Source organism: Pseudothermotoga lettingae TMO (assembly GCF_000017865.1).
GTDB lineage: Bacteria > Thermotogota > Thermotogae > Thermotogales > DSM-5069 > Pseudothermotoga_B > Pseudothermotoga_B elfii.
On sequence record NC_009828.1, the window covers coordinates 1,671,694 to 1,691,208 of the forward strand.

Below are 19,515 nucleotides of genomic sequence, written 5' to 3' on the forward strand. Positions count from 1 at the left end.
GAATCTCTAACTCACTTGCGAATTATTTTCAGCACAATCCGCTCGAAAAATCTCAGTATTCTGGTGAAAAAAAACTCATGCCTGCTTAAAGGTTCTACTTTTACTGTATACACACCAAGTAAATTTCCCGCCAGAATATCTGTGAAAATCTGGTCACCTATCATTACAACACGATTAACTGGTATCTGATTGTCTAAAAGAAATTTCTTTATTTTAAAAGTTAATGGTTTTCTGCTTCTCCATATTATATGGGCACCATCGAGAGAAATCTTCCTCGGTCTTCCATTTGAAGCTATCAGAATTTTTCCTCTCTTACTTTTTATTTCATCTATAACATACCGAAACCTCTCTTCTATTTTTGAAGACCTCCATAAACCAAGCGTGTTGTCAAAATCGAAAATAAACACATCTTTGCCGTTGAGAATAAACTTTCCTATATCTATCTTATCAACACTTTCCAGAAATTCATCGGGTTTCAGGAATTTAAATACGCCCATTGTTTTCTCTACACTCCACTACCTCGAAATCTACATGTTTTCTTACCGTTTCGAGAAACTCAAGAAGTTCCTGAAGCATATCAGCAGGAACAAGTATTCTCAAAAGTCCATTTTCATATTTTCTCATATTCACAAAATTGTCTTCTACTTCGAGAATATAACCGAGTTTATGAACATCTTCGCTTTTTATTCTCAGGTAAACATCATATTCCATATGCTGACCTCCTTACCAAATTGATCTTTTTGATTATAAGATATAATCATAAAGAAATGAAAGGGGGTATTGTTTTGAAAGTAGTACTTCTAAAAGATATACCTGGTATTGGAAAAACTGGCGATATGAAAGAGGTTAAAGATGGCTATGCAAGAAATTTTTTAATACCTCGTGGATTGGCAAAAATGGCAACCGAAGGAGAAATTAAAAGGATCAGGAACGAAAAAATTCTAAAGGAACACAAAGAAGATCTGACAAAAAAGAAAAGTGAGGAGATATTGAAAACCCTTCAAAAACAGATTCACAAAGTTCCGGCAAAAGTTGGAGGTGGCGGAAAATTATTTGGTGCATTGACTTCTACAAATTTATCAGAGATCCTTTCAAAAAACTCAGGTGTTGAAATTGACAAAAAGTGGATAAACATGGATAAGCCACTCAAAGAAACGGGGCTTTACGATATCGAGATGAGGCTTCCTGGCGGGGTCAGAGGAACTATAAAAGTTGAAATCGTTGGAGAGGAGAAAGGGTGAGTTAGCTGATACTTCAGATATATTCCAAGGCTCTTTATTCTACATGGGTTTACTACGCACCGGAAAGAATTCTGTTTGATGCCGGTGAGGGAGTTTCTTTGACAATGTCCAACAAAATATATGCCATAAGATATATTTTTTTAACACATGGCCATATCGACCACATATCTGGATTGTGGACCATAGTGAACACAAGGAATAACTCTATGGGAGATAGAGAAAAGCCATTGACTGTCTACTACCCTAAAGGAAATACAGCTATCGAAGATTGGATAAATTTCATCAAACAAGCCAACAATGATCTGCGGTTTGAATTCAATCACATACCTGTTAGTGCAGGGGAAAAAGTGTTTCTTCGTCAGGCAGGAAACTTTGCAAGATATGTTGTGCCATTCAAAGTCAAGCACACTTCGCAGGATATGAGTCTGGGTTACAGTATAATAGAAACGCGCAGGAGATTAAAAGAAGAGTACCGCAACTTACCTGAAAAAGAGATATTGGAACTTTCAAAAAAGCTTGGTTCAAGCAACATAACAGAGTTTTATGAGAAAAAAATCTTGACAATCTCTGGTGATACGTTCGGAATAGACCCCGAAAATGCAAGAGATAGTGAAATTCTTTTACACGAATGTACATTTCTTAGAAGCAGTGACAGGAAGATGAATGCTCATGCCTCCCTGGAAGAGGTTCTCGACATTGCGAAATCAGCGGAAGTCAAGAAGTTGATCCTTTACCACATATCCTCAAGATACAGCGGCAAAATAGATAGATATCTCAAAAATATTAAAGAAGCAAATAATTTTGATATACATTACGTTGATCCAGAAGTTGTTTTCACCATATAAGGGAGGTGAAACAGTGGAACCTTATCTCTTCTGGCTAATTCTGGGAGTAATTTTTGTGGTTGGTGAAATATTCACTCCATCTTTTTTTCTTTTCTGGTTTGGGATAGGTGCTTTCGTTGCATCCGCCGTTAGTGTGAGTTTTGGTACGCTGGCTCAGATTATGGTATTCATTCTGGTATCTGGATTGCTCGTCATTCTCACAAGACCTCTGACGAAGAAATTAACAAAACAAGAACCTCGTAAGATACACATAGATGAGATAATAGGTCAGATAGCTACAGTAATTGAAACCATAGACAACAAGCAGGGAAAAGGTCTGGTTAAGATTAATGGGGACCTCTGGCGAGCATATTCAAAAGACGAGCAAGTAATAAATGAGGGAGAAAAAGTAAAAATAATCAAAGTAGAAGGTTCGCATGTTATCGTTGAAAAGACAGGAGGTGAGTAACTGTGATAATAGCCCTTGGAATAATAGCCTTTTTAATACTTATAATTGCTGCAACTGGTATTAAGATTGTTCGACCGTATCAAAGAGGTCTGGTAGAGAGATTGGGTAAATTTAACAGAGAAGCTGGGCCGGGATTACACTTTATCATCCCGTTCTTTGACAGAATGACGCGCGTCGATTTGAGAGAAATGGTTATCGATGTTCCTCCCCAGGAGGTTATAACAAAAGACAATGTTGTAGTGACAGTTGACGCTGTGATTTATTATGAAGTCACAGATGCTTACAAAGTAGTTTACAACGTAAGCAACTTTCAGTTTGCCACGTTAAAGCTCGCTCAGACAAATTTGAGAAACGTTATAGGCGAATTGGAACTTGATCAGACGCTCACATCAAGAGAGAAAATAAACACAAAGCTCAGGACTGTCCTCGATGACGCTACCGACAAATGGGGTGTGAGAATAACGAGAGTCGAAATCAAGAAAATAGATCCACCAAAAGATATAACCGATGCGATGAGCAAACAAATGAAAGCTGAGAGAACTAAGCGAGCGGCTATCCTTGAAGCAGAAGGTATAAAACAGGCAGAGATACTCAAAGCTGAAGGTGAAAGAAATGCTGCTATATTAAAAGCAGAAGGCCAGGCTGAAGCAATAAAGAAAGTGGCTGAAGCAAATAAATTTAAATTGATAGCAGAAGCTCAGGGTCAGGCTGAAGCAATACTCAACGTTTTCAAAGCGATTCATGAAGGAGGACCAACAAATGACCTTATAGCAATAAAATATCTTGATGCGCTGAAAGATATAGCGAACGGCAAAGCAACCAAGGTATTCCTGCCTATGGAAGCCTCCGCAATTCTCTCAAGTATAGCTGGTATAGCTGAAGTTCTGAAAAAAGAACCTGAAGGGGAGGAGAAAAAATAAACGTGGCCGATTTTATTAAAGATCTGTTTCTCGGGTTATCTTATTCTTCAATAGGCATAGTAACAGCACTACCTGTAGTCTGGGCAAATTTTTCCGGGGCGGCGAATATGACGCTCGCCCCCTTTTCTTCCGTAAATACGATTGTTACGCTCGGATTACTTCTAACCTATACATCTGCCTTTGGCCAATATTCTTTGAGGGATTTTTTTGTATGTGTTTTGATCGCCTTTCTGTTTCACGTGGGAAGATTGTCTGTTTATCTTGAAAACGAAGATAAGAGATTCAGGGTGCTATTTCTTTCCCTTGGTTACACGAAAAAAGAATATGTCGTCTTATATTTGCTTAAAAGATCTATAAAGAGAAATATAGCCTCCCTTTTAACTTGCTGGGGGTTGTTCAGCACTGTTTTTGTTGTGAACAGAGTATCATCAGGACATGAGTTAAGCAAACTCCTGATAGGTACTCTTCTCGTTATCTTAGGTTTTACATCAGCTTCACTCGATCGAAAGGAATAAATTCCGACTAATAAGGTAGAATATTTATGGAGAAAACATTAGGAGGTGCAAGCATGCCATTAATAAATGAAAAGGACGTAAAGTACTTAAAAAAAGTATTTTCAGAACAATTAGTGGACTCTGTAAAAATTTTGATCTTTGTTGACGATGCCAGTGAATGTGAATATTGCGATTTAACAAAACAAGTCCTGGAAGAACTTTCTGCGGTTGACAGCAAGATAGAGTTTTATGTTTACCACGTTAAAAAAGACAGGGAAGTTGCCGAAATGTACAAAATTGAAATGGCACCAGCAGTTGTATTTCTGAACAAAAACGGTGAAGACACGAGGATCAGATTTTACGGCATACCGTCCGGTCATGAATTTTCAAGTTTGATACAGGATATAATAACCGTTTCATCTGGTAAACCAGCATTTTTCAATGAAGATCAGATTGAGAAGATTCGTTCTATAAAATCGCCAGTCAAAATAAGGGTTTTTGTTACACCAACGTGCCCCTATTGCCCCAAAGCCGTTCTTATGGCCCATAACGCTGCTTTCATTAATCCAAATATTACAGCGGAAATGATAGAGGCGAACGAGTTTCCAGAATTGAGCATGAACTATGGTGTTTCTTCGGTGCCTCATACTTTCATAAATGATCAGCGTGATTTCGTTGGAGCATATCCAGAAAACATGTTTTTACAGGAATTGCTAAAGGCTGCGGGGGAAAATTAGAATGTTCTTTGAAGTTGGTTCCACAAAATCAATAAAAGATTACTATGACATTGTTACAATAGGCGGCGGTCCAGCTGCTCTAAGTGCAGCAGTTTATGCAAAAAGGGCAGGTTTGAGTGTGCTTGTTGTGGAAAAAGTTCTTGAAGGCGGGCAATTGAACCTCACAACATATATAGATAACTATTTAGGTTTCCCAAATATTGAAGGCCAGGAACTGGCAAGAAAAATGAAAGAACATGCAGAATCTCTCCAGACTGAATTTCTGAACAACCATGTCATTGAATTGAATGTGGAAAACAGCGAAATGATAATTAAAACGGAAGAAAGAATTGTAAAATCTAGAGTTGTAATGATTGCAACAGGGGCAGATCCAAAAAAACTTGAAGTTCCGGGAGAGAGAGAGTTTCTGGCAAAAGGTATATCTTACTGTGCAACCTGCGATGGATATTTTTTCAAAGATAAAGATGTCGCCGTCATAGGTGGAGGCGACACAGCTTTGAACGATGCGCTTTATTTATCAAAAATAGCAAAATCTGTTACTGTGATACATAGGAGGGACAAACTCAGAGCTGTCAAAATACTTCAGGACAAGGCTTTTAGCAACGGAAAAATAAAATTCGCATTTGACAACGTGGTTGAAAGATTTCATGGAGATAAAAAATTAGAAAGAATCGTTCTGAGAAATGTCAAAACTGGTCAGATTAGTGAATTAAAAGTGGATGGAGTTTTTATAGCGATCGGCTTGAAACCAAATTCAGAGCTTGTGAAAGATATTGTGAAAATTGATGAGCAGGGATATATATTCACCGATGAATGGATGCAAACAAACATACCAAGACTTTATGCAATAGGTGATGTGAGGAAAAAGAACGTCAGACAGATTATTACAGCTGTTTCAGACGGAGCAATCGCCGCAATTCATGCTGCAGAAAATTACTTTTAAGAGGGTAGAGATACCCTCTTTTAATTTTTTTCTAATCCCCACTTTTGTATGATTTTTTCAGGAGGTGGGGTTATGAGAAAATATGCCTTGTGCGTGATGTTTTTCGTACTACTCTTCGTACTACTCATAAGTGGTTGCATGAATCTTTCAAATACAGGAGAAATTGAAATCTATTTAACTGATGCCGTTTTACCGGTGAGTGATATCCAGAAACTTGATGTAACGATTGACAGAATTTTATTAATGAGCGACACAGAAGATGCTTCAATCGTTGTAACAGACGAGGCCACAGCAGTGAATTTACTCGATCTAATAGGAACAGAGATCAGTTTTCCGGTAATTCAGACTTATGGCACTTTTACCCAGATCAGATTTGAAATAAGCCAGGCTACTATAACCGTTAATGATCAGGAATACACTCTCGAAATAAACTCAAATTCTTTGAAATATCCATTCACAGAACCGATCGATGTAAATGAAAAAACTGTGATCGTTCTGGACTTTGATCTGTCAAGATCCATAAAGTACAATGGTTCATGGAACAGTAGTAATCCTGATCCAAGTAAATTTCACATGACACCAGTTGTTCATGTGAGATACGGAAAACTGTACGATATCAATGGAAGAGTAGTAAATTCAAACAATGAAGGAATTGTCCATGCGCTCGTTGCTCTATTCGATACAGAAGAAGCCACCGCGGTTGCATCAACCTTTACTCATAAAAAATCCAATAACTGGGAAGATGGAGAATTCAGGATATTGAAAATAAAGCCCGGCAAATACGAATTACGAATATTCAAAGAAGAAACTTACAGCACCTGGAATGATTCCGATGAAATCATTTCTGCCACACCAGATGCTACAGCAGATGTGCAGGTTGAAAACCATGATATTAACAATATAGAGATTTTGCTCGAGTGATAATATAATTACTATGTGAAAAACTGTATTGATGAAATCTGTGAATTCATATCAAATTTCGTAAAAGAATACAGTTATAAAGGTGCTGTGGTAGGCATCAGTGGTGGGTTAGACTCAGCAGTTGTAGCTGCCTTGTGTGTGAGGGCACTCGGTGCAGAGAAAGTTTTTGGATTGATTCTACCGGAGAGAGATTCTTCTAAAGAATCAGTAAAAGATGCAAAAACTGTTTGTGAAAATTTGAAAATACATTACGAAATAAAACCTGCCACCCCAATGCTCAGAAAACTTGGAATATACAAACTCTTCCCACCAGCGTTTTTATTTCCAAAATCCGTTCAGGAAAGATATGTACTTGGAAAATGGCAGAAACTTTCAAATGACCCATTTATAGATGATCTTTTAAATAAAGGGAACAAAGAATTTTTAAAAGGGCTGGCATACTACAGATCAAAACACAGAATTCGGATGTGCATCTTATATTTTGAAGCAGAAAAGAGAAATTATGCTGTGGTTGGGACAACAAACAAAACAGAGTTCTTAACAGGTCTTTATGTAAAATGGGGAGATGATTCAGTCGATATTGAGCCAATAGCACATCTTTACAAAACCCAGATTTTTGAGCTTGCAAGACATTTAAAAATACCCGAAAAAATTCTGAAAAAACCACCTTCACCAGATCTCATACCCGGTATAACGGATGAATATGCATTTGGAATGAGTTACCAGGAACTTGACAGAATCTTGCAAAAGATCGAACAAAAGAAAGATTTGAGCGGCGAGCCGATTGAAAAAGTTAACAGGGTCATAAGAATACTTCAGGCAGCAAAATATAGAGAAATCAAATCTTTCAGAATTTTTTAAAAAAGAGGTGGGTGAAACTCACACCCACCTTATGCTTCAACCAGTGCACCAAGAAACTGGCTTTTGTAAAGATCTGCATAGAAACCATTTTTCTCGAGAAGTTCTCTGTGCGTACCTTTTTCTATTATTTTTCCTTCGTTCATGACCAGTATTAAGCTGGCATTCCTTATAGTGGAAAGTCTATGAGCAATGATAAAACTCGTTCTATTTTTCATCAGTTCATCCATAGCCTTTTGAATATATATCTCTGTGAGAGTATCAACATTACTGGTTGCTTCATCGAGTATAAGTACGTCGGGATCAGATAGAAAAGCTCTTGCAATGGTTATCAGCTGTTTCTCACCATAAGAAATATTCGTTGCTTCTTCATTTATAACTGTGTTATAACCATCTGGAAGAGCCATTATGAAATGGTGTGCTTGAGCCATTTTAGCAGCCCTTATTATTTCTTCTTCCGAAGCACCATCTTTACTATAGGCTATGTTCTCCTTTATAGTTCCGCTGAAAAGCCATGTGTCCTGAAGGACCATACCAAAGCATTTTCTCAGACTTTTTTTATAAATTTCTCTGATATCTATTCCGTCAAGTTTTATACTTCCGCTTTGAATCTCATAAAATCTCATCAACAAATTCACAAGAGTAGTTTTTCCAGCTCCTGTCGGTCCAACTATTGCTATTCTCTGCCCGCTTTTTACTTCTATATTCAAATCTTCTATAAGAGGTTTTTCAGGAACATAGCTGAAATACACCCTTTCAAAACTGACATCACCATGAACTTCGTTTACTTCTATAGCGGTCTGGCTGTCTGGAAGTTCTTCCTCTTCATCAAGAATCTCAAAAACTCTTTCAGCAGCTGCTATTGTTGACTGGATAAGATTAGCAATATTGGAAATTTGAACTATAGGCTGTGTAAATTGCTGCGAGTACTGAATAAAAGCCTGAACATCACCAATCGTAATTGCCCTTCTTGTAACAAGAATACCGCCTACGACAGACACGATAACATATCCAAGATTTCCGATAAACCTCATGAGAGGCATTATCATTCCGGACAAAAACTGTGCTTTCCAGCTTGCTTCATAAAGTTGTTCGTTTATTTTTTCAAATTTTTCTACCGCTTCTCGCTCTCTGCGGAAAGCCTTTATGACTGTGTGCCCTGAATAAACTTCTTCTGTATGACCGCTGAGCTCTCCTAAGGTTTTCTGCTGTTTTGAAAAATGTTTCTGAGAATATTTAGCAATAAAAACAGTGGCAATGATGCTTAACGGTAAAGTTAGTAAAGTCACTCCTGTAAGCAGAGGACTTATTGTTAACATCATAATAACTACACCAACTATGGAAATAATCCCGGAAACAAACTGAATCAGACTCTGCTGAAGTGTGTTGCTTATGAGATCTACATCATTTATGACGCGACTTAATATTTCTCCGTGTGTTTTTGAATCATAAAATTTCAAAGGAAGTCTTGTAAGCTTCTCAGATATATCTTTTCTCATCTTCATAACCACTTTTTGAGAAACACCAGCCATTATAAACTGTTGAATATAGTTCAAAAGAGCACTCAGACCATATAAAAGACTAACTTGAATGAGAATCCTTGCAACATAAGAAAAATTTATGCCCACATTTGGTAATTTAAGCATTTTTGCCATAACCCCACGAAAAATTTCGGTAGTTGCTTTTCCAAGTATTTTCGGAGCAAAAATTGTCAGTACAGTAGCAACAATTGTTATGCCGAGCACTATAATTACAGGAATAATATATGGTCCAAGATACGTTATCAACCTTTTCAAAGTCGCTTTGAAATTTTTTGCCCTGTCAGATGAAATCATCAATGGTCCTGCACCAGGTCTCGGGCCTCTCGAAGGAAGTGGTTGTGAACGCTTTTCATTTGCCATTAGAATCACCTCCGACTGCTTCTTCTTCTGAAAGCTGCGATAAAACTATATCTTTATAAACAGGGCATGTGTTCATCAATTGCTTGTGATTTCCTATTCCCTGAACCTTTCCATCTTTGATGACTATTATCTGGTCTGCATTCATCACAGTGGCTACCCTTTGAGCAACTATTATGACCGTTGCATCTTTAACTTCTTTTAGCAATTTTGCCCTGACACGGGCATCTGTTTTGAAATCAAGTGCAGAAAACGTATCATCAAAAAGGTATATCTTTGGTTTTCCAGCTATGGCACGTGCTATAGAAATTCTTTGTTTCTGTCCACCTGATAAATTTGTGCCTCCTTGAGCTACAGGAGAATTCAAACCTTCTGGCATTTTCTGGGTGAATTCATCTACTTGAGCTATCTCTGCCGCACGCAATACATCCTCATTACTCAATTCATCTCTCCCAAAGCGTATGTTGTCTGCTATCGTTCCTGAAAAAATAACGGCTTTCTGAGGCGCATAACCTATCATTCCACGCAATCTTTCCAGTGGAATATGGCGTACATCAACACCGTCTATTTTCACAGTACCTCTGGTAACATCGTAAAATCTCATAATCAAATTGAGAATGGTTGTTTTACCAGAACCGGTACTTCCAATAATTGCCGTCATTTTTCCCGGTTGAGCTTCAAACGAAATATTTTCCAGAGCAGCTTCTTTTGCACCGGGATAGTAAAAACTTACATCTTCGAATCTTATTACACCTTTTCCAGTCGGCTCGGTAGGATCTGATGGTTGCAAAACTGTGGGGGTTGTCTTCAAAACCTCGATAACTCTCTGTGCAGAAACAGAGGCACGTGGTAGAAATATAAATATCATAGATATCATTATAAAAGAGAAAAGAATTTGTATCACATACTGCATAACCGCCATCATTGAACCAACCTGCAACTGTCCCATGTCAATTTGCTTTGAGCCGAACCATACAAGAGCGATTATGGTGAAATTCATCACTATCATCATTATTGGAAATATAACAGCGCCTATTCTGTTAACCTTCAGTGCTGTCTGAGTAAGATCCACATTCGCTTTCTCAAATCTTTCTTTTTCGTGATCTTCTTTGTTAAAAGCCCTTATGACTCTCACACCAGTAACTCTTTCTCTCAAAACGAGATTCAATCTGTCTATCTTTTTCTGCATACTCTTGAACAGCGGCATAGTTTTGCTAAAAATAAAATACATTGCAACAGCAGCGATCGGGACAGAAACCAGAAGTATCATAGTAAGTTTCGCATCTTTTGACACAGCCATCACTATACTGCCAGCAGCAATTACAGGAGCTCTTATGACCATTCTGAGTATCATCACAATAGCCTGTTGTATCTGAGTAATATCATTTGTAGTTCTGGTAATCAAAGAAGCTGTGCTGAACTGATCAATTTCTCCAAGAGAAAAGCTCTGGACTTTTTTGAAAATGTGATTTCTCAAATCTTTGCCAACACCCATAGCTGCTTTTGAGGAGGTTAAACTCATAAAAATTATTGCCAAGACCTGAATTAAAGAAACAAGAAGCATCTTGGCACCTGTTTGCCATATATAGTCAACATTGCCTCTTGTAATACCTTTATCCACTATTTGAGACATCAAATCAGGCAAATAAAGTGTCACATAAGAATCAACTACAACCAGTGCAACAGTAATAAGTGCCAAATGTGTGTATGGCTTCAAATATTTCAAAATCTTAATCATGGCACCACTCCTTAGTATGTTTTTTTAAATTCTCTATTATGCGGTCCAAAAATTTCAAAAACTGATCTTTTTCACTCGAGGAAAAACCATCCATAGCTATCTTTTCCACCTTTTCCATTTTGCTTTTGAGAATCTCTGCCATATGACTTCCCTTATCCGTCAGATAAACCCGCTGAAATCTTCTGTCACTTTCGTCCTGCTCTCTTTGAATTAAGCCGGATTTTTCCATTCTTCGAAGCATTATTGCAACAGTGGCTGGACTGACATTGAGCTTTCGTGCAATTAAATTTTGAGTAATACCCTCATTTTTGGCAACAAGCATCAACAGTGGAGGTTGCCCGGGATGAATATCATGTTTTTCAAGTTCGTCATGAACAATGTGAAAGTGAAGTCGACTTATGATAAAAAAACGCTTAAAAACCATATCTTCGTTCATAAAGGATCACCTCCTTTTATGTCTAATAGTTAGATGTCAATATAATATCATCAAAAAATACCACACTGGCAATAATGAAACAAAAAGAAATGTTTTCTTTTCGAAATCGAAAAAGAAAGCTTTATAGAATAATTCTGGAGGTGAATAAATGGAGGTTCAAAAACTTCAGGCACAGCAGAGTATTTTTTCGAAAATCTTGCTTTCAACAATTTTTGCAGTTATGACAGGAGCTGCCGCACAGATCAAAATCCCTCTTCCCTTCAGTCCCGTACCAGTTACAGGACAAACGTTAGTGGTTTTGCTTTCACCTTTACTCATTGGAAGATTGTCAGGCGTGAGCCAAATAATATACGTTCTGGTAGGTATTGCTGGTATGCCCTGGTTTGCTGGCTTTAAAGGAGGACTGAGCATCGTTATCGGCCCAACAGGGGGATATCTTATCGGTTTCGTTATTGCTTCTTTTGTCCTCGGAAGTATTTTCGAACAAAAAAATAGATCTTCAACTTCAACGTTATTATGGCTTGCTTTTGCAAATTTTGGTATAATCTACGCAGTCGGTTTGCTGCAGCTTTACTGGTGGTTTGCAATAAAAGGATCTCACCTTACGCTCATAAAGCTTCTCTCAATGGGAGCAATTCCGTTCATACCGGGCGATCTGACCAAAATTCTTCTCGCAGCAGGCATTTATTCTATATATAAAAAATTAAAGTGAACCCCTGAGGGGTTCACTCTTCTACTGGTTCAAAATCTTCCTTCGACGCTCCGCATACTGGGCAAACCCAATCGTCTGGAAGATCTTCAAAAGATGTTCCTGCAGGGATATCGCTATCTGGATCTCCCTCAGCAGGATCGTACACATACCCGCAAATTATACATCTGTACTTGACCATCTTCTCGCCCCCTAAAAATTAACGAATTGAGAAGCACCTGCACCACATACCGGACATTTTTCTGGTGCATCTCCCTCAACGGTGTAACCACAAACACTGCAGATGCTTATCTTATCAGCTGGGTAATCCTTACCTTGTTCGGCAAGTTCCTTGGCTTTTTTATACATAACAGCATGGATCTTCTCTGCCTCTAACGCATAGTGAGTACTTCGAACAGCTTCGTTCTCTTTCTGAAATTTTGCAACTTCATTGTAAACAGGATACATTTCTTCTACCTCAAAATTCTCTCCGTCTATACATTGTTGTATATTTTCTGAAATGGATTGTATCATCTTAAGAGCTTGGTAATGATTTCTTGCATGAACATATTCAGCATAAGAAATGGCACGAAACAACTTCGCCAGATTTTTAAACCCTTTTTTCTCAGCTTCCTCAGCAAAAATTGCATATTTCATATGAGCCATACTCTCTCCTGCGAAGGCATCTTTAAGAAATTTTTCTGTCATCTCTCTCATATTTCAACCTCCTTATTAAATGAATCTGATTTAAAGTATATCATTCAATTAACATTATGGTCAAGTTGAACTGATATTGTTTTGAAAAATACATATTCTGGATCTATACTTTAAGTGGTGGTGCCTGTGGTCTTGAAACAAATCAGCGAAAACTTATTCAAACCAGACTACGAGCAATATTCGCTTGTGAATGTTTCTAATGCTATTTTATCACACTTTGGTTGCCCGGCGCATTATCCAGAATACCCATTTGGTCTGGAAAAACCGGGTCTTATGGAAAATGTCAACAAAGTTATACTATTTCTTATAGATGCTATGGGCATGAACAGTTTGAACAAAATATTGATTAAAAATCCCATCTTTAGCGAAAGTGATATCCTGCAGGCTTCTTCAGTATTTCCCACGACAACAAGTTCTTCGCTGGCGTCAATTTTAACCGGCGTGACTCCTGTAGAACACGGTATACTGGGTTATACTCTATATCTAAAAGAATTTGGCACGCTGGTCAATATGATAGAACTTTCCTCACCGACAGTTGGAAAGCTGGGGGCAAACCTGTCTTCAAAGAAAATCTTACTTTCAGAGACGATATTTGAGAAACTATCAAAAGCCGGAGTTAAAGGGTGCGTGCTTACATCAAAAAATATCAGAGGATCTGGTTTTTCAAATTTGATAAATGCCGGTGCTTCAGTAAAAAGTTATCAGAGTTTTGGAGATCTGTTTGAAAAATTAAAAGAAATGCTTGACGAAAATGGAAAACTTTTTGGTTTTGTATACTGGGGATTGCTCGATTCTATCGGGCACAAACTTGGTGTTAATTCTCAAGCATTTGAGCGAGAACTTCACTGGCTTTTGAGAATGATAAAAGAAGAAATCTCGAAAAATCTGAAAAGCAATACCCTGGTTTTGATAATAGGAGATCACGGACAGATATTTACCCCGTGGCAAAATGAAATCTGGTGGTCGTGGAAAGACGAAATAGCTTCTTTTTTCGATTTACCTCCTGGAGGCGAAATGAGAATGATGCACATTTATACACGTTTTCCAAAAGAAGTGGTAGAATATATCAAAGAAAAGTACCCTTCAGAGGCATTCGCCATAACAAAACACCAGGCTATCGAGATGGAACTTTTCGGAAAATCACCAAAGAAGGAAAACTTGGAGAGAATCGGCGATGTCATATTGATTGCAAGAAAAGATTATTCTTTTTATTTTAAACTCACAGGAAGAGAAGAGAGCTTAAAATCGAAGCATGGTTCTTTGAGTCTGGACGAGTTGCTCGTACCAATAATATTGATCAGGGGGTGATTGATTCTTATTGAAAAATCCTACTTACGGCAATGTTGACATCGAAGCTGTAAGGGAAATCATACAAGATTTCAATGATGGAAACCCTTCCAAAATATATATTGGTACCGATAGCGATGCGAGAGATGGTGTGGTAACTTTTGCAACAGCTTTGGTGGTTTACAAAATAGGAATTGGTGCAACCTATTTTTACACTCTAAAAAGAGAAAGAAAGCACTATGATATCTTCAGCAGATTATTTGAAGAAACATATCTAAGTCTGGAAATGGCAAGTTTTGCAAAAGAAATGCTTCAACTATATCATCCAGAGATACATATAGACGTTGGTTATAATGGTGCCAGCAGAGATGTTTTATCAAGTGTTGTCGGTTATGTGAAAGGTATGGGATACAGTTACAAACTAAAACCATGGGCATTTGCAGCAACCAAGGTGGCTCACAGGCACACAAAGTAAGTTGGGGGGAGTACGTATGAGAATATTAGTGATCTTTACAATTATTCTTTTGGCCATGATTATGAGCGGATGTCTTTCTCTTCTTGAACCGGATATTGGAGCATTCGCAGAACAAACAGTTTACGATTTGAACAGATATCTTAAAGGCAATCTGGATGAAAATCAATTGATAGATACTTATGTGCACCTGACCGATCTTGCTACCAGCAGTGATGCTGAATATTACGGCAGTATGTTGCTGAACCTTTTCTCAAATAGCGCAAGTGAAGTAGAATTGATATCTTATGGGGAAACCAGTGTGAAATCACCTCAAGAACTTCAGCAGCCACCATCATGGGTTGAAAAAATATACACGTTGAACCTGTTGCTCAAAACAAACACCGCAAAAACTTCAGATAGTTTTGCAATGCTAATAATCGATGGAAAGCCCTATCTTTTAACTGTTTATGCTTCTGGTAGTTCGATAGTTTGTTATCCCAAAATTCCCTGAGCGAGGAGGCGATAATTATGAAGAAAGTCGCCCTGCTTGTTTTAATATTTCTCTGCGCAGCAGGTTTTGCAGCAAATTATGGGGTGTACTATGATCAGACGATCGGCAAAAGTACAGCAATTTTTGTGTCAAACCTGAGTGAAGAAAAGGCATATTTCAGAGTGGTCGTTTACGATTACAAGGGAAACACTATTTGGCAAAATAGTTACAGATCAAATGAATTTGAAACTGTTTGGGTTGATTTATCTCAGGTAATTCCTCAATCTGACGAAAACTGGGGCCTTGTTTTAATTCAAAGTGATCAACTTCTTTACATCTCTGCTCTTTACAAATCTGATGATGTACTTGTTGGTAGAGATCATGTGATCGAGCCAGTACAGGTATCATCAGATGCAAAATATTACTGGTATGGGCTTAATTATACGAACTTTGTAGAATCACAAACTGCCTTTAGTATTATGAACACCTCTGACAGAGAAGCCGATGTAATCATAGACATATACAGCTATGAAGGGGATTTTTTAGACGAGTTATCAGGGACAATCTCTCCAAGAGCAGCAGCTTACATTAATCTTTCAGAAGAGATTCAAACAGGATCGATGGGAGTTATAGATATCAGAAGTACAGAGCTACTTATACTTGGTGTAGAATACTATGATAAAGGCGGGCTCTGGGGCATTGAAAACATAGTTGACTGGTATACAACCACCAGCTGGTAATTCAGGAGGAATAGAGATGAAAAAGCTTCTTATTTTGATTGTGTTTATTTTGCCAGCAGTTGTATTTGCAGGCTATACGCTTGTTGTAAAAACAGAGCCGTTTGCATCTGTTTATGTAAATGGCATATACGCCGGAATGTCCGATATTGACGGAGTTCTGGAAATCACGTTGAGTTCGTCAGGCGAGCACAGAATAACTGTTCGCAAATCCTGGTACATAATTTTTGATGATTCTGCATACGTTTCATATCCTGGTGTAGTTGTTTTCCATGCCCCCTTGAAAAGAGCAGGTATGTTGAGGGTATATTCAAATGTCTATCCAGTCGAAGTATACAGTGAAGATCAGTATCTTGGAAAAGTTAACAGTGTGCAGGACACAATTTACGTTCCTGAGGGCAGTCTTTACATAACTTTCAAATCCGCTGGATTTATACCAGAGACAAGATTGGTAAATATCTCCTATGCTAAAGAAACGAGCGTGAATATAAGCCTTATAGAAGAAGTGTTATCGATAAATCTTAAGATTGAGCCCGAGATATTTTCTCCAAACGGAGACTGGTACCAGGATTATACAACCTTCTATATATATCTGTCCAAACCTGCTACACTGAGCATTCAAGTCCTGGACAAAGACAAAAAAGTGGTATGGCAATGGTCAGGAAAAGGAAAAGCAGGTTCAAATCAAATCAATTTTTCAGGCAGCGGCATATCAGATGGAGCATATACCGTAATAGCTTTTGCACAGACAGAAAAAGAGAGCTTCACGGCAACCAGTGTTTTGACAATAGATAGGAGCAGTTATACATACACAAAAGAAATAGTCTTAACGACAGCTGCAATAGCAGTTACCGGGCTTCTATTTATGTTTTTGATTTCAGCAGGCTTGTAATTTTGTAAGTTGATGGAACAGGCTTCACTGTAACCTTTTTCTTTTCATCAGTCTGAATCCAGCCGTTCATATTCATTCGAACAGCCGTGTTTACAATTTGTTCGTATTCTTCCTTTTCCAGTTTTCTGCTTATAAGAAGGTTCTGTTTTGCTTTGAACAAAGGATTGTATTGAGACATTAGCGAAACAGGTACACTTGGTGACAGACCATAAAAAACAAACTCTAAAACTTTTTCACTTTGTGATACATTATTTGGCAACACGAGATGACGAACAATTAAACCTTTTATTTTTCCGTACAACTCCCTGAATGCCCCAACTTGCTTGTGCATTTCTATCAATGCTTTTTTTGCAACAGTGAAATAATCATTCACCTTAGACAAAGCCATCCCAGTTTCGTCGTCGGCATATTTCAAATCCGCTAAATAAACATCAACAACGCCTTCAATTAAGCGTAGAATATCGACAGATTCATAGCTGCTCGTGTTATAAACAACAGGAAGATCAAAACCTTCTCTTTTCGCAATTGAAAGTGCTTCAATTATAAAAGGAAGATGAGGAGTTGGAGTAACAAGATTCAGACATTTCGCATTGTGACTCTGTAGATCAAGGAAAATTTCAGCGAGCTCTTCTGTACTTATCTCAACCCCATCAGCTTTCTGACTGAAATTCATATTTTGGCAATAGACACACCTAAGGTTGCATCCACTAAAAAAAATTGTTCCCGCACCAGTTTCACCACTTATAGGGGGCTCTTCTCCAAAATGAAGCACGACACTCATTATCTTAACTTTGCTGCCAATTTTACATCTTCCTGTTGTTTCATATCTATTCACCCCACACTGCAAAGGACACAGTTTGCATCGAAAAAGATTATCTTTCAGGATACTGATAATGTCATTCAAAATACTCAACCACCGCCGAAAGCCGTGAAAGTTTTTCAACGATATTCTCATAACCTCTGAAAATCTGATCAACCTCATTTATAGATGTTGTTCCGCTTGCCATCAGACCTGCTATGACCAGAGCAGCAGCTGCTCTCAAATCAGTTGCATTCACCTGCGCCCCGCTCAAGTTCTCCACTCCATAAATGATAGCTGTGCCATCGTTCACCTCTATTTTTGCACCAAGCCTTCTCAGTTCATCTACGTGCTGAAATCTCGATTTGAAAACTGTTTCAGATACCGTAGATGTTCCCGTAGCTATCGATAAAAAAGTAATGATTTGAGGCTGGAGATCTGTTGGATAGCCAGGATATGGAGTAATCTGAACCTTGACAGGCTGAGGCCTTTGATTCATTTTTATGCGAATAGCTGTCTCATCAATCTGCTGAATTTCAACACCGGCGCTTCTGAGCACGTCAAAAAGCGCAACAAGATGGGAAACCTGAAGATTTTCTATTACGGCATCCCCCATAGTTGCAGCAACAGCTATCGCGTAAGTACCTGCCTCGATCCTATCAGGTATTATTCTGTGAGTGCATTCACGAGTTTTTTCCACGCCAAAAATCTCAATACGTCTTGTTCCTGCCCCGAAAACTTTGCATCCCATATCATTCAAAAAATTAGCCAAATCTTCTATTTCTGGTTCCATAGCCGCGTTTTCCAGAATTGTGTGAGTACCGTCCAAAATAGCCGCGGTTGTCATTATATGTTCTGTAGCACCAACGCTTGGAAAAGGAAGCGATATTAAAACTTCTTGTGGTCTTTCACCAAGTTCAGCTGTGACAATACCATGTTCTATGTTTATTGAAAAACCTAACTTCTGCAATCCCTCTATATGGTAATCCACAGGCCTGACACCTATAGAACAGCCCCCAGGAAGTGAAACAGAAGCCTTTCCATATTTGGCAGCAAGTGGACCTAAAACATTAAAAGATGCTCTCATTTTTCTGACAAGCTCGTATGGAATATCTGTGTTTGGTTTCTCTGGTGGATTAACAGAGAGCACATTTTCAGCAAAACGTGTTTTGCAACCGGCTGAATTGAGTATGTCTATCATTGTTCTAACATCCATCAAATCTGGAACATTCTCAAGCAAAACACCTCTGTCACAGATAAGTGACGCTGCAATAATCGGCAAAGCCGCATTTTTCGATCCGGAGATTTTAACAGCCCCATTTAATCTGGCTGGGCCTTCGATAATTAATTTTCCCACTAAGAAACCTCCTGACTCATATCCTTAATAAATTGCTCAAGATTCTCGCCATCGTCGGGATAAGATCTAAAAGCTATCTTCACATATGCTTCTACAGAACTCTTTATGGACCTGTCAACTCTTTCAACCACCTTAGTGGCGATATCCTTTTTTACATCTGTAAGTAAAACAACAAAACTGTCCTCAGAAAATCTTCCCACACTATCCATAGGCACACGGACCGTGCTCTTGAGTATTTTTCCAACACTTGACAGGTGCTTTTCGAATTGGTCATTGCAATCAAGCAAGCGGACCATTATTATAGCATAGCTTCTGTTTTCTTCGAAAGCTTTCTGGTGATAATAAGCAATCAGGCGATTTATATGCTCGGTAGAGTAAACACGTGTTAAAGGATCGATTATCCTGCTTGTACCAATATCTTTGACAAAATCATCATATAACTCGAACTGTTTTTTTATGAACTGGTTGTATTCCTGAATCATTTGTTCCATCTGTGCATCACGTGCCCGATAATATTCGAGTTGATCCTCCAGAACCTTAATTTTTTTTAGCAACTCTTCCCGCTCTTCCATTTGAACGCCTCCTTGAAAAACCATCTCTTGGTATATAATAACA

At 38.3% G+C, this 19,515-nt stretch carries 25 protein-coding genes; 15 read left to right on the forward strand and 10 right to left on the reverse strand.

The genetic code is table 11. The features are described from left to right. Positions 1–11: 11 nt before the first annotated feature. Together TLET_RS08210 and TLET_RS08215 are read right to left on the reverse strand one after the other, a co-directional pair. Positions 12–497, reverse strand: coding sequence for a YqeG family HAD IIIA-type phosphatase (locus TLET_RS08210; protein WP_012003627.1), 486 nt, complete (start codon positions 495–497; stop codon positions 12–14). Beyond that, on the reverse strand, positions 484–711 hold the full coding sequence (locus TLET_RS08215; protein WP_012003628.1) for a DUF4911 domain-containing protein: 228 nt from the start codon (positions 709–711) through the stop codon (positions 484–486). Before TLET_RS08215 ends, TLET_RS08210 begins: the two co-directional genes overlap by 14 nt. Positions 712–785: 74 nt before the next feature. Between TLET_RS08215 and rplI the strand changes: the two genes are divergently transcribed. The 9 genes from rplI (at position 786) to nadE (ending at position 7,410) form a co-directional block, all read left to right on the forward strand. Beyond that, on the forward strand, positions 786–1,241 hold the full coding sequence (gene rplI / locus TLET_RS08220; protein ID WP_012003629.1) for a 50S ribosomal protein L9: 456 nt from the start codon (positions 786–788) through the stop codon (positions 1,239–1,241). 8 nt (positions 1,242–1,249) lie between these two features. Next, on the forward strand, positions 1,250–2,086 hold the full coding sequence (locus tag TLET_RS08225) for an MBL fold metallo-hydrolase (RefSeq protein WP_012003630.1): 837 nt from the start codon (positions 1,250–1,252) through the stop codon (positions 2,084–2,086). Positions 2,087–2,099: 13 nt separating this feature from the next. Continuing rightward, positions 2,100–2,534, forward strand: a complete 435-nt coding sequence (locus TLET_RS08230; RefSeq protein WP_012003631.1) for an NfeD family protein — start codon at positions 2,100–2,102, stop codon at positions 2,532–2,534. A gap of 2 nt (positions 2,535–2,536) precedes the next feature. Beyond that, positions 2,537–3,454 (forward strand): SPFH domain-containing protein, encoded by a 918-nt coding sequence (locus TLET_RS08235; RefSeq protein WP_012003632.1) that lies wholly within the window; start codon positions 2,537–2,539, stop codon positions 3,452–3,454. Between the two features lie 2 nt (positions 3,455–3,456). Continuing rightward, positions 3,457–3,969, forward strand: a complete 513-nt coding sequence (locus TLET_RS08240; protein ID WP_012003633.1) for a hypothetical protein — start codon at positions 3,457–3,459, stop codon at positions 3,967–3,969. Positions 3,970–4,022: 53 nt separating this feature from the next. Further along, on the forward strand, positions 4,023–4,685 hold the full coding sequence (gene pdo, locus TLET_RS08245; protein WP_012003634.1) for a protein disulfide oxidoreductase: 663 nt from the start codon (positions 4,023–4,025) through the stop codon (positions 4,683–4,685). Between the two features lies 1 nt (position 4,686). Then, entirely contained in the window at positions 4,687–5,628 is a 942-nt protein-coding gene (gene trxB / locus TLET_RS08250; protein WP_012003635.1) for a thioredoxin-disulfide reductase, read from the forward strand. Between the two features lie 72 nt (positions 5,629–5,700). Further along, positions 5,701–6,549 (forward strand): DUF4382 domain-containing protein, encoded by an 849-nt coding sequence (locus tag TLET_RS08255; protein ID WP_012003636.1) that lies wholly within the window; start codon positions 5,701–5,703, stop codon positions 6,547–6,549. A 15-nt stretch (positions 6,550–6,564) separates the two neighbouring features. Continuing rightward, a complete protein-coding gene (gene nadE / locus TLET_RS08260) occupies positions 6,565–7,410 on the forward strand; it encodes an NAD(+) synthase (RefSeq protein ID WP_012003637.1) in 846 nt (281 codons plus the stop codon). A 29-nt stretch (positions 7,411–7,439) separates the two neighbouring features. Here nadE and TLET_RS08265 read toward each other — a convergent pair whose 3' ends face one another. From TLET_RS08265 to TLET_RS08275, 3 genes are read right to left on the reverse strand one after another with little or no spacing between them, the layout of a single operon-like run. Further along, positions 7,440–9,308, reverse strand: a complete 1,869-nt coding sequence (locus TLET_RS08265) for an ABC transporter ATP-binding protein (RefSeq protein WP_012003638.1) — start codon at positions 9,306–9,308, stop codon at positions 7,440–7,442. Beyond that, positions 9,298–11,043 carry an ABC transporter ATP-binding protein gene (locus tag TLET_RS08270; protein ID WP_012003639.1) on the reverse strand — a complete coding sequence of 582 codons (1,746 nt, stop codon included), beginning with the start codon at positions 11,041–11,043 and terminating at the stop codon, positions 9,298–9,300. Before TLET_RS08270 ends, TLET_RS08265 begins: the two co-directional genes overlap by 11 nt. After that, the gene (locus tag TLET_RS08275) at positions 11,036–11,479 is read right to left on the reverse strand and encodes a MarR family winged helix-turn-helix transcriptional regulator (RefSeq protein ID WP_012003640.1); all 444 of its coding nucleotides are present in this window, start codon (positions 11,477–11,479) and stop codon (positions 11,036–11,038) included. Before TLET_RS08275 ends, TLET_RS08270 begins: the two co-directional genes overlap by 8 nt. Positions 11,480–11,627: 148 nt before the next feature. Between TLET_RS08275 and TLET_RS08280 the strand changes: the two genes are divergently transcribed. Next, entirely contained in the window at positions 11,628–12,191 is a 564-nt protein-coding gene (locus TLET_RS08280) for a biotin transporter BioY (RefSeq protein WP_012003641.1), read from the forward strand. 13 nt (positions 12,192–12,204) lie between these two features. On the opposite strand, the gene rd is transcribed toward TLET_RS08280, so the two are convergent. Further along, complete coding sequence (gene rd / locus TLET_RS08285) at positions 12,205–12,369, reverse strand: rubredoxin (protein ID WP_012003642.1); 165 nt, start codon at positions 12,367–12,369, stop codon at positions 12,205–12,207. 11 nt (positions 12,370–12,380) lie between these two features. Next, the gene (locus TLET_RS08290; RefSeq protein ID WP_012003643.1) at positions 12,381–12,884 is read right to left on the reverse strand and encodes a rubrerythrin family protein; all 504 of its coding nucleotides are present in this window, start codon (positions 12,882–12,884) and stop codon (positions 12,381–12,383) included. 126 nt (positions 12,885–13,010) lie between these two features. Here TLET_RS08290 and TLET_RS08295 point away from each other — a divergent pair, with 126 nt between their 5' ends. From TLET_RS08295 to TLET_RS08315, 5 genes are read left to right on the forward strand one after another with little or no spacing between them, the layout of a single operon-like run. Further along, the gene (locus TLET_RS08295) at positions 13,011–14,192 is read left to right on the forward strand and encodes an alkaline phosphatase family protein (RefSeq protein ID WP_012003644.1); all 1,182 of its coding nucleotides are present in this window, start codon (positions 13,011–13,013) and stop codon (positions 14,190–14,192) included. Positions 14,193–14,202: 10 nt separating this feature from the next. After that, positions 14,203–14,646 (forward strand): ribonuclease H-like YkuK family protein, encoded by a 444-nt coding sequence (locus TLET_RS08300; RefSeq protein ID WP_012003645.1) that lies wholly within the window; start codon positions 14,203–14,205, stop codon positions 14,644–14,646. A gap of 16 nt (positions 14,647–14,662) precedes the next feature. After that, positions 14,663–15,136: a hypothetical protein gene (locus TLET_RS08305; RefSeq protein WP_012003646.1), complete on the forward strand. Its 474-nt coding sequence runs from the start codon at positions 14,663–14,665 to the stop codon at positions 15,134–15,136. Positions 15,137–15,153: 17 nt separating this feature from the next. After that, positions 15,154–15,855 carry a hypothetical protein gene (locus tag TLET_RS08310; protein WP_012003647.1) on the forward strand — a complete coding sequence of 234 codons (702 nt, stop codon included), beginning with the start codon at positions 15,154–15,156 and terminating at the stop codon, positions 15,853–15,855. A gap of 16 nt (positions 15,856–15,871) precedes the next feature. Next, on the forward strand, positions 15,872–16,744 hold the full coding sequence (locus TLET_RS08315; protein ID WP_012003648.1) for a hypothetical protein: 873 nt from the start codon (positions 15,872–15,874) through the stop codon (positions 16,742–16,744). On the opposite strand, the gene TLET_RS08320 is transcribed toward TLET_RS08315, so the two are convergent. The 3 genes from TLET_RS08320 to TLET_RS08330 are packed head-to-tail and all read right to left on the reverse strand — an operon-like array spanning position 16,716 to position 19,472. Beyond that, positions 16,716–17,648 (reverse strand): radical SAM protein, encoded by a 933-nt coding sequence (locus TLET_RS08320; RefSeq protein ID WP_012003649.1) that lies wholly within the window; start codon positions 17,646–17,648, stop codon positions 16,716–16,718. The two genes, TLET_RS08315 and TLET_RS08320, sit on opposite strands and share 29 nt — an antisense overlap. Further along, a complete protein-coding gene (murA, locus tag TLET_RS08325) occupies positions 17,641–18,900 on the reverse strand; it encodes a UDP-N-acetylglucosamine 1-carboxyvinyltransferase (protein ID WP_012003650.1) in 1,260 nt (419 codons plus the stop codon). The genes TLET_RS08320 and murA overlap by 8 nt, the downstream gene beginning before the upstream one ends. Then, positions 18,900–19,472, reverse strand: a complete 573-nt coding sequence (locus TLET_RS08330) for a GGDEF domain-containing protein (protein WP_012003651.1) — start codon at positions 19,470–19,472, stop codon at positions 18,900–18,902. Before TLET_RS08330 ends, murA begins: the two co-directional genes overlap by 1 nt. Positions 19,473–19,515: the final 43 nt, after the last annotated feature.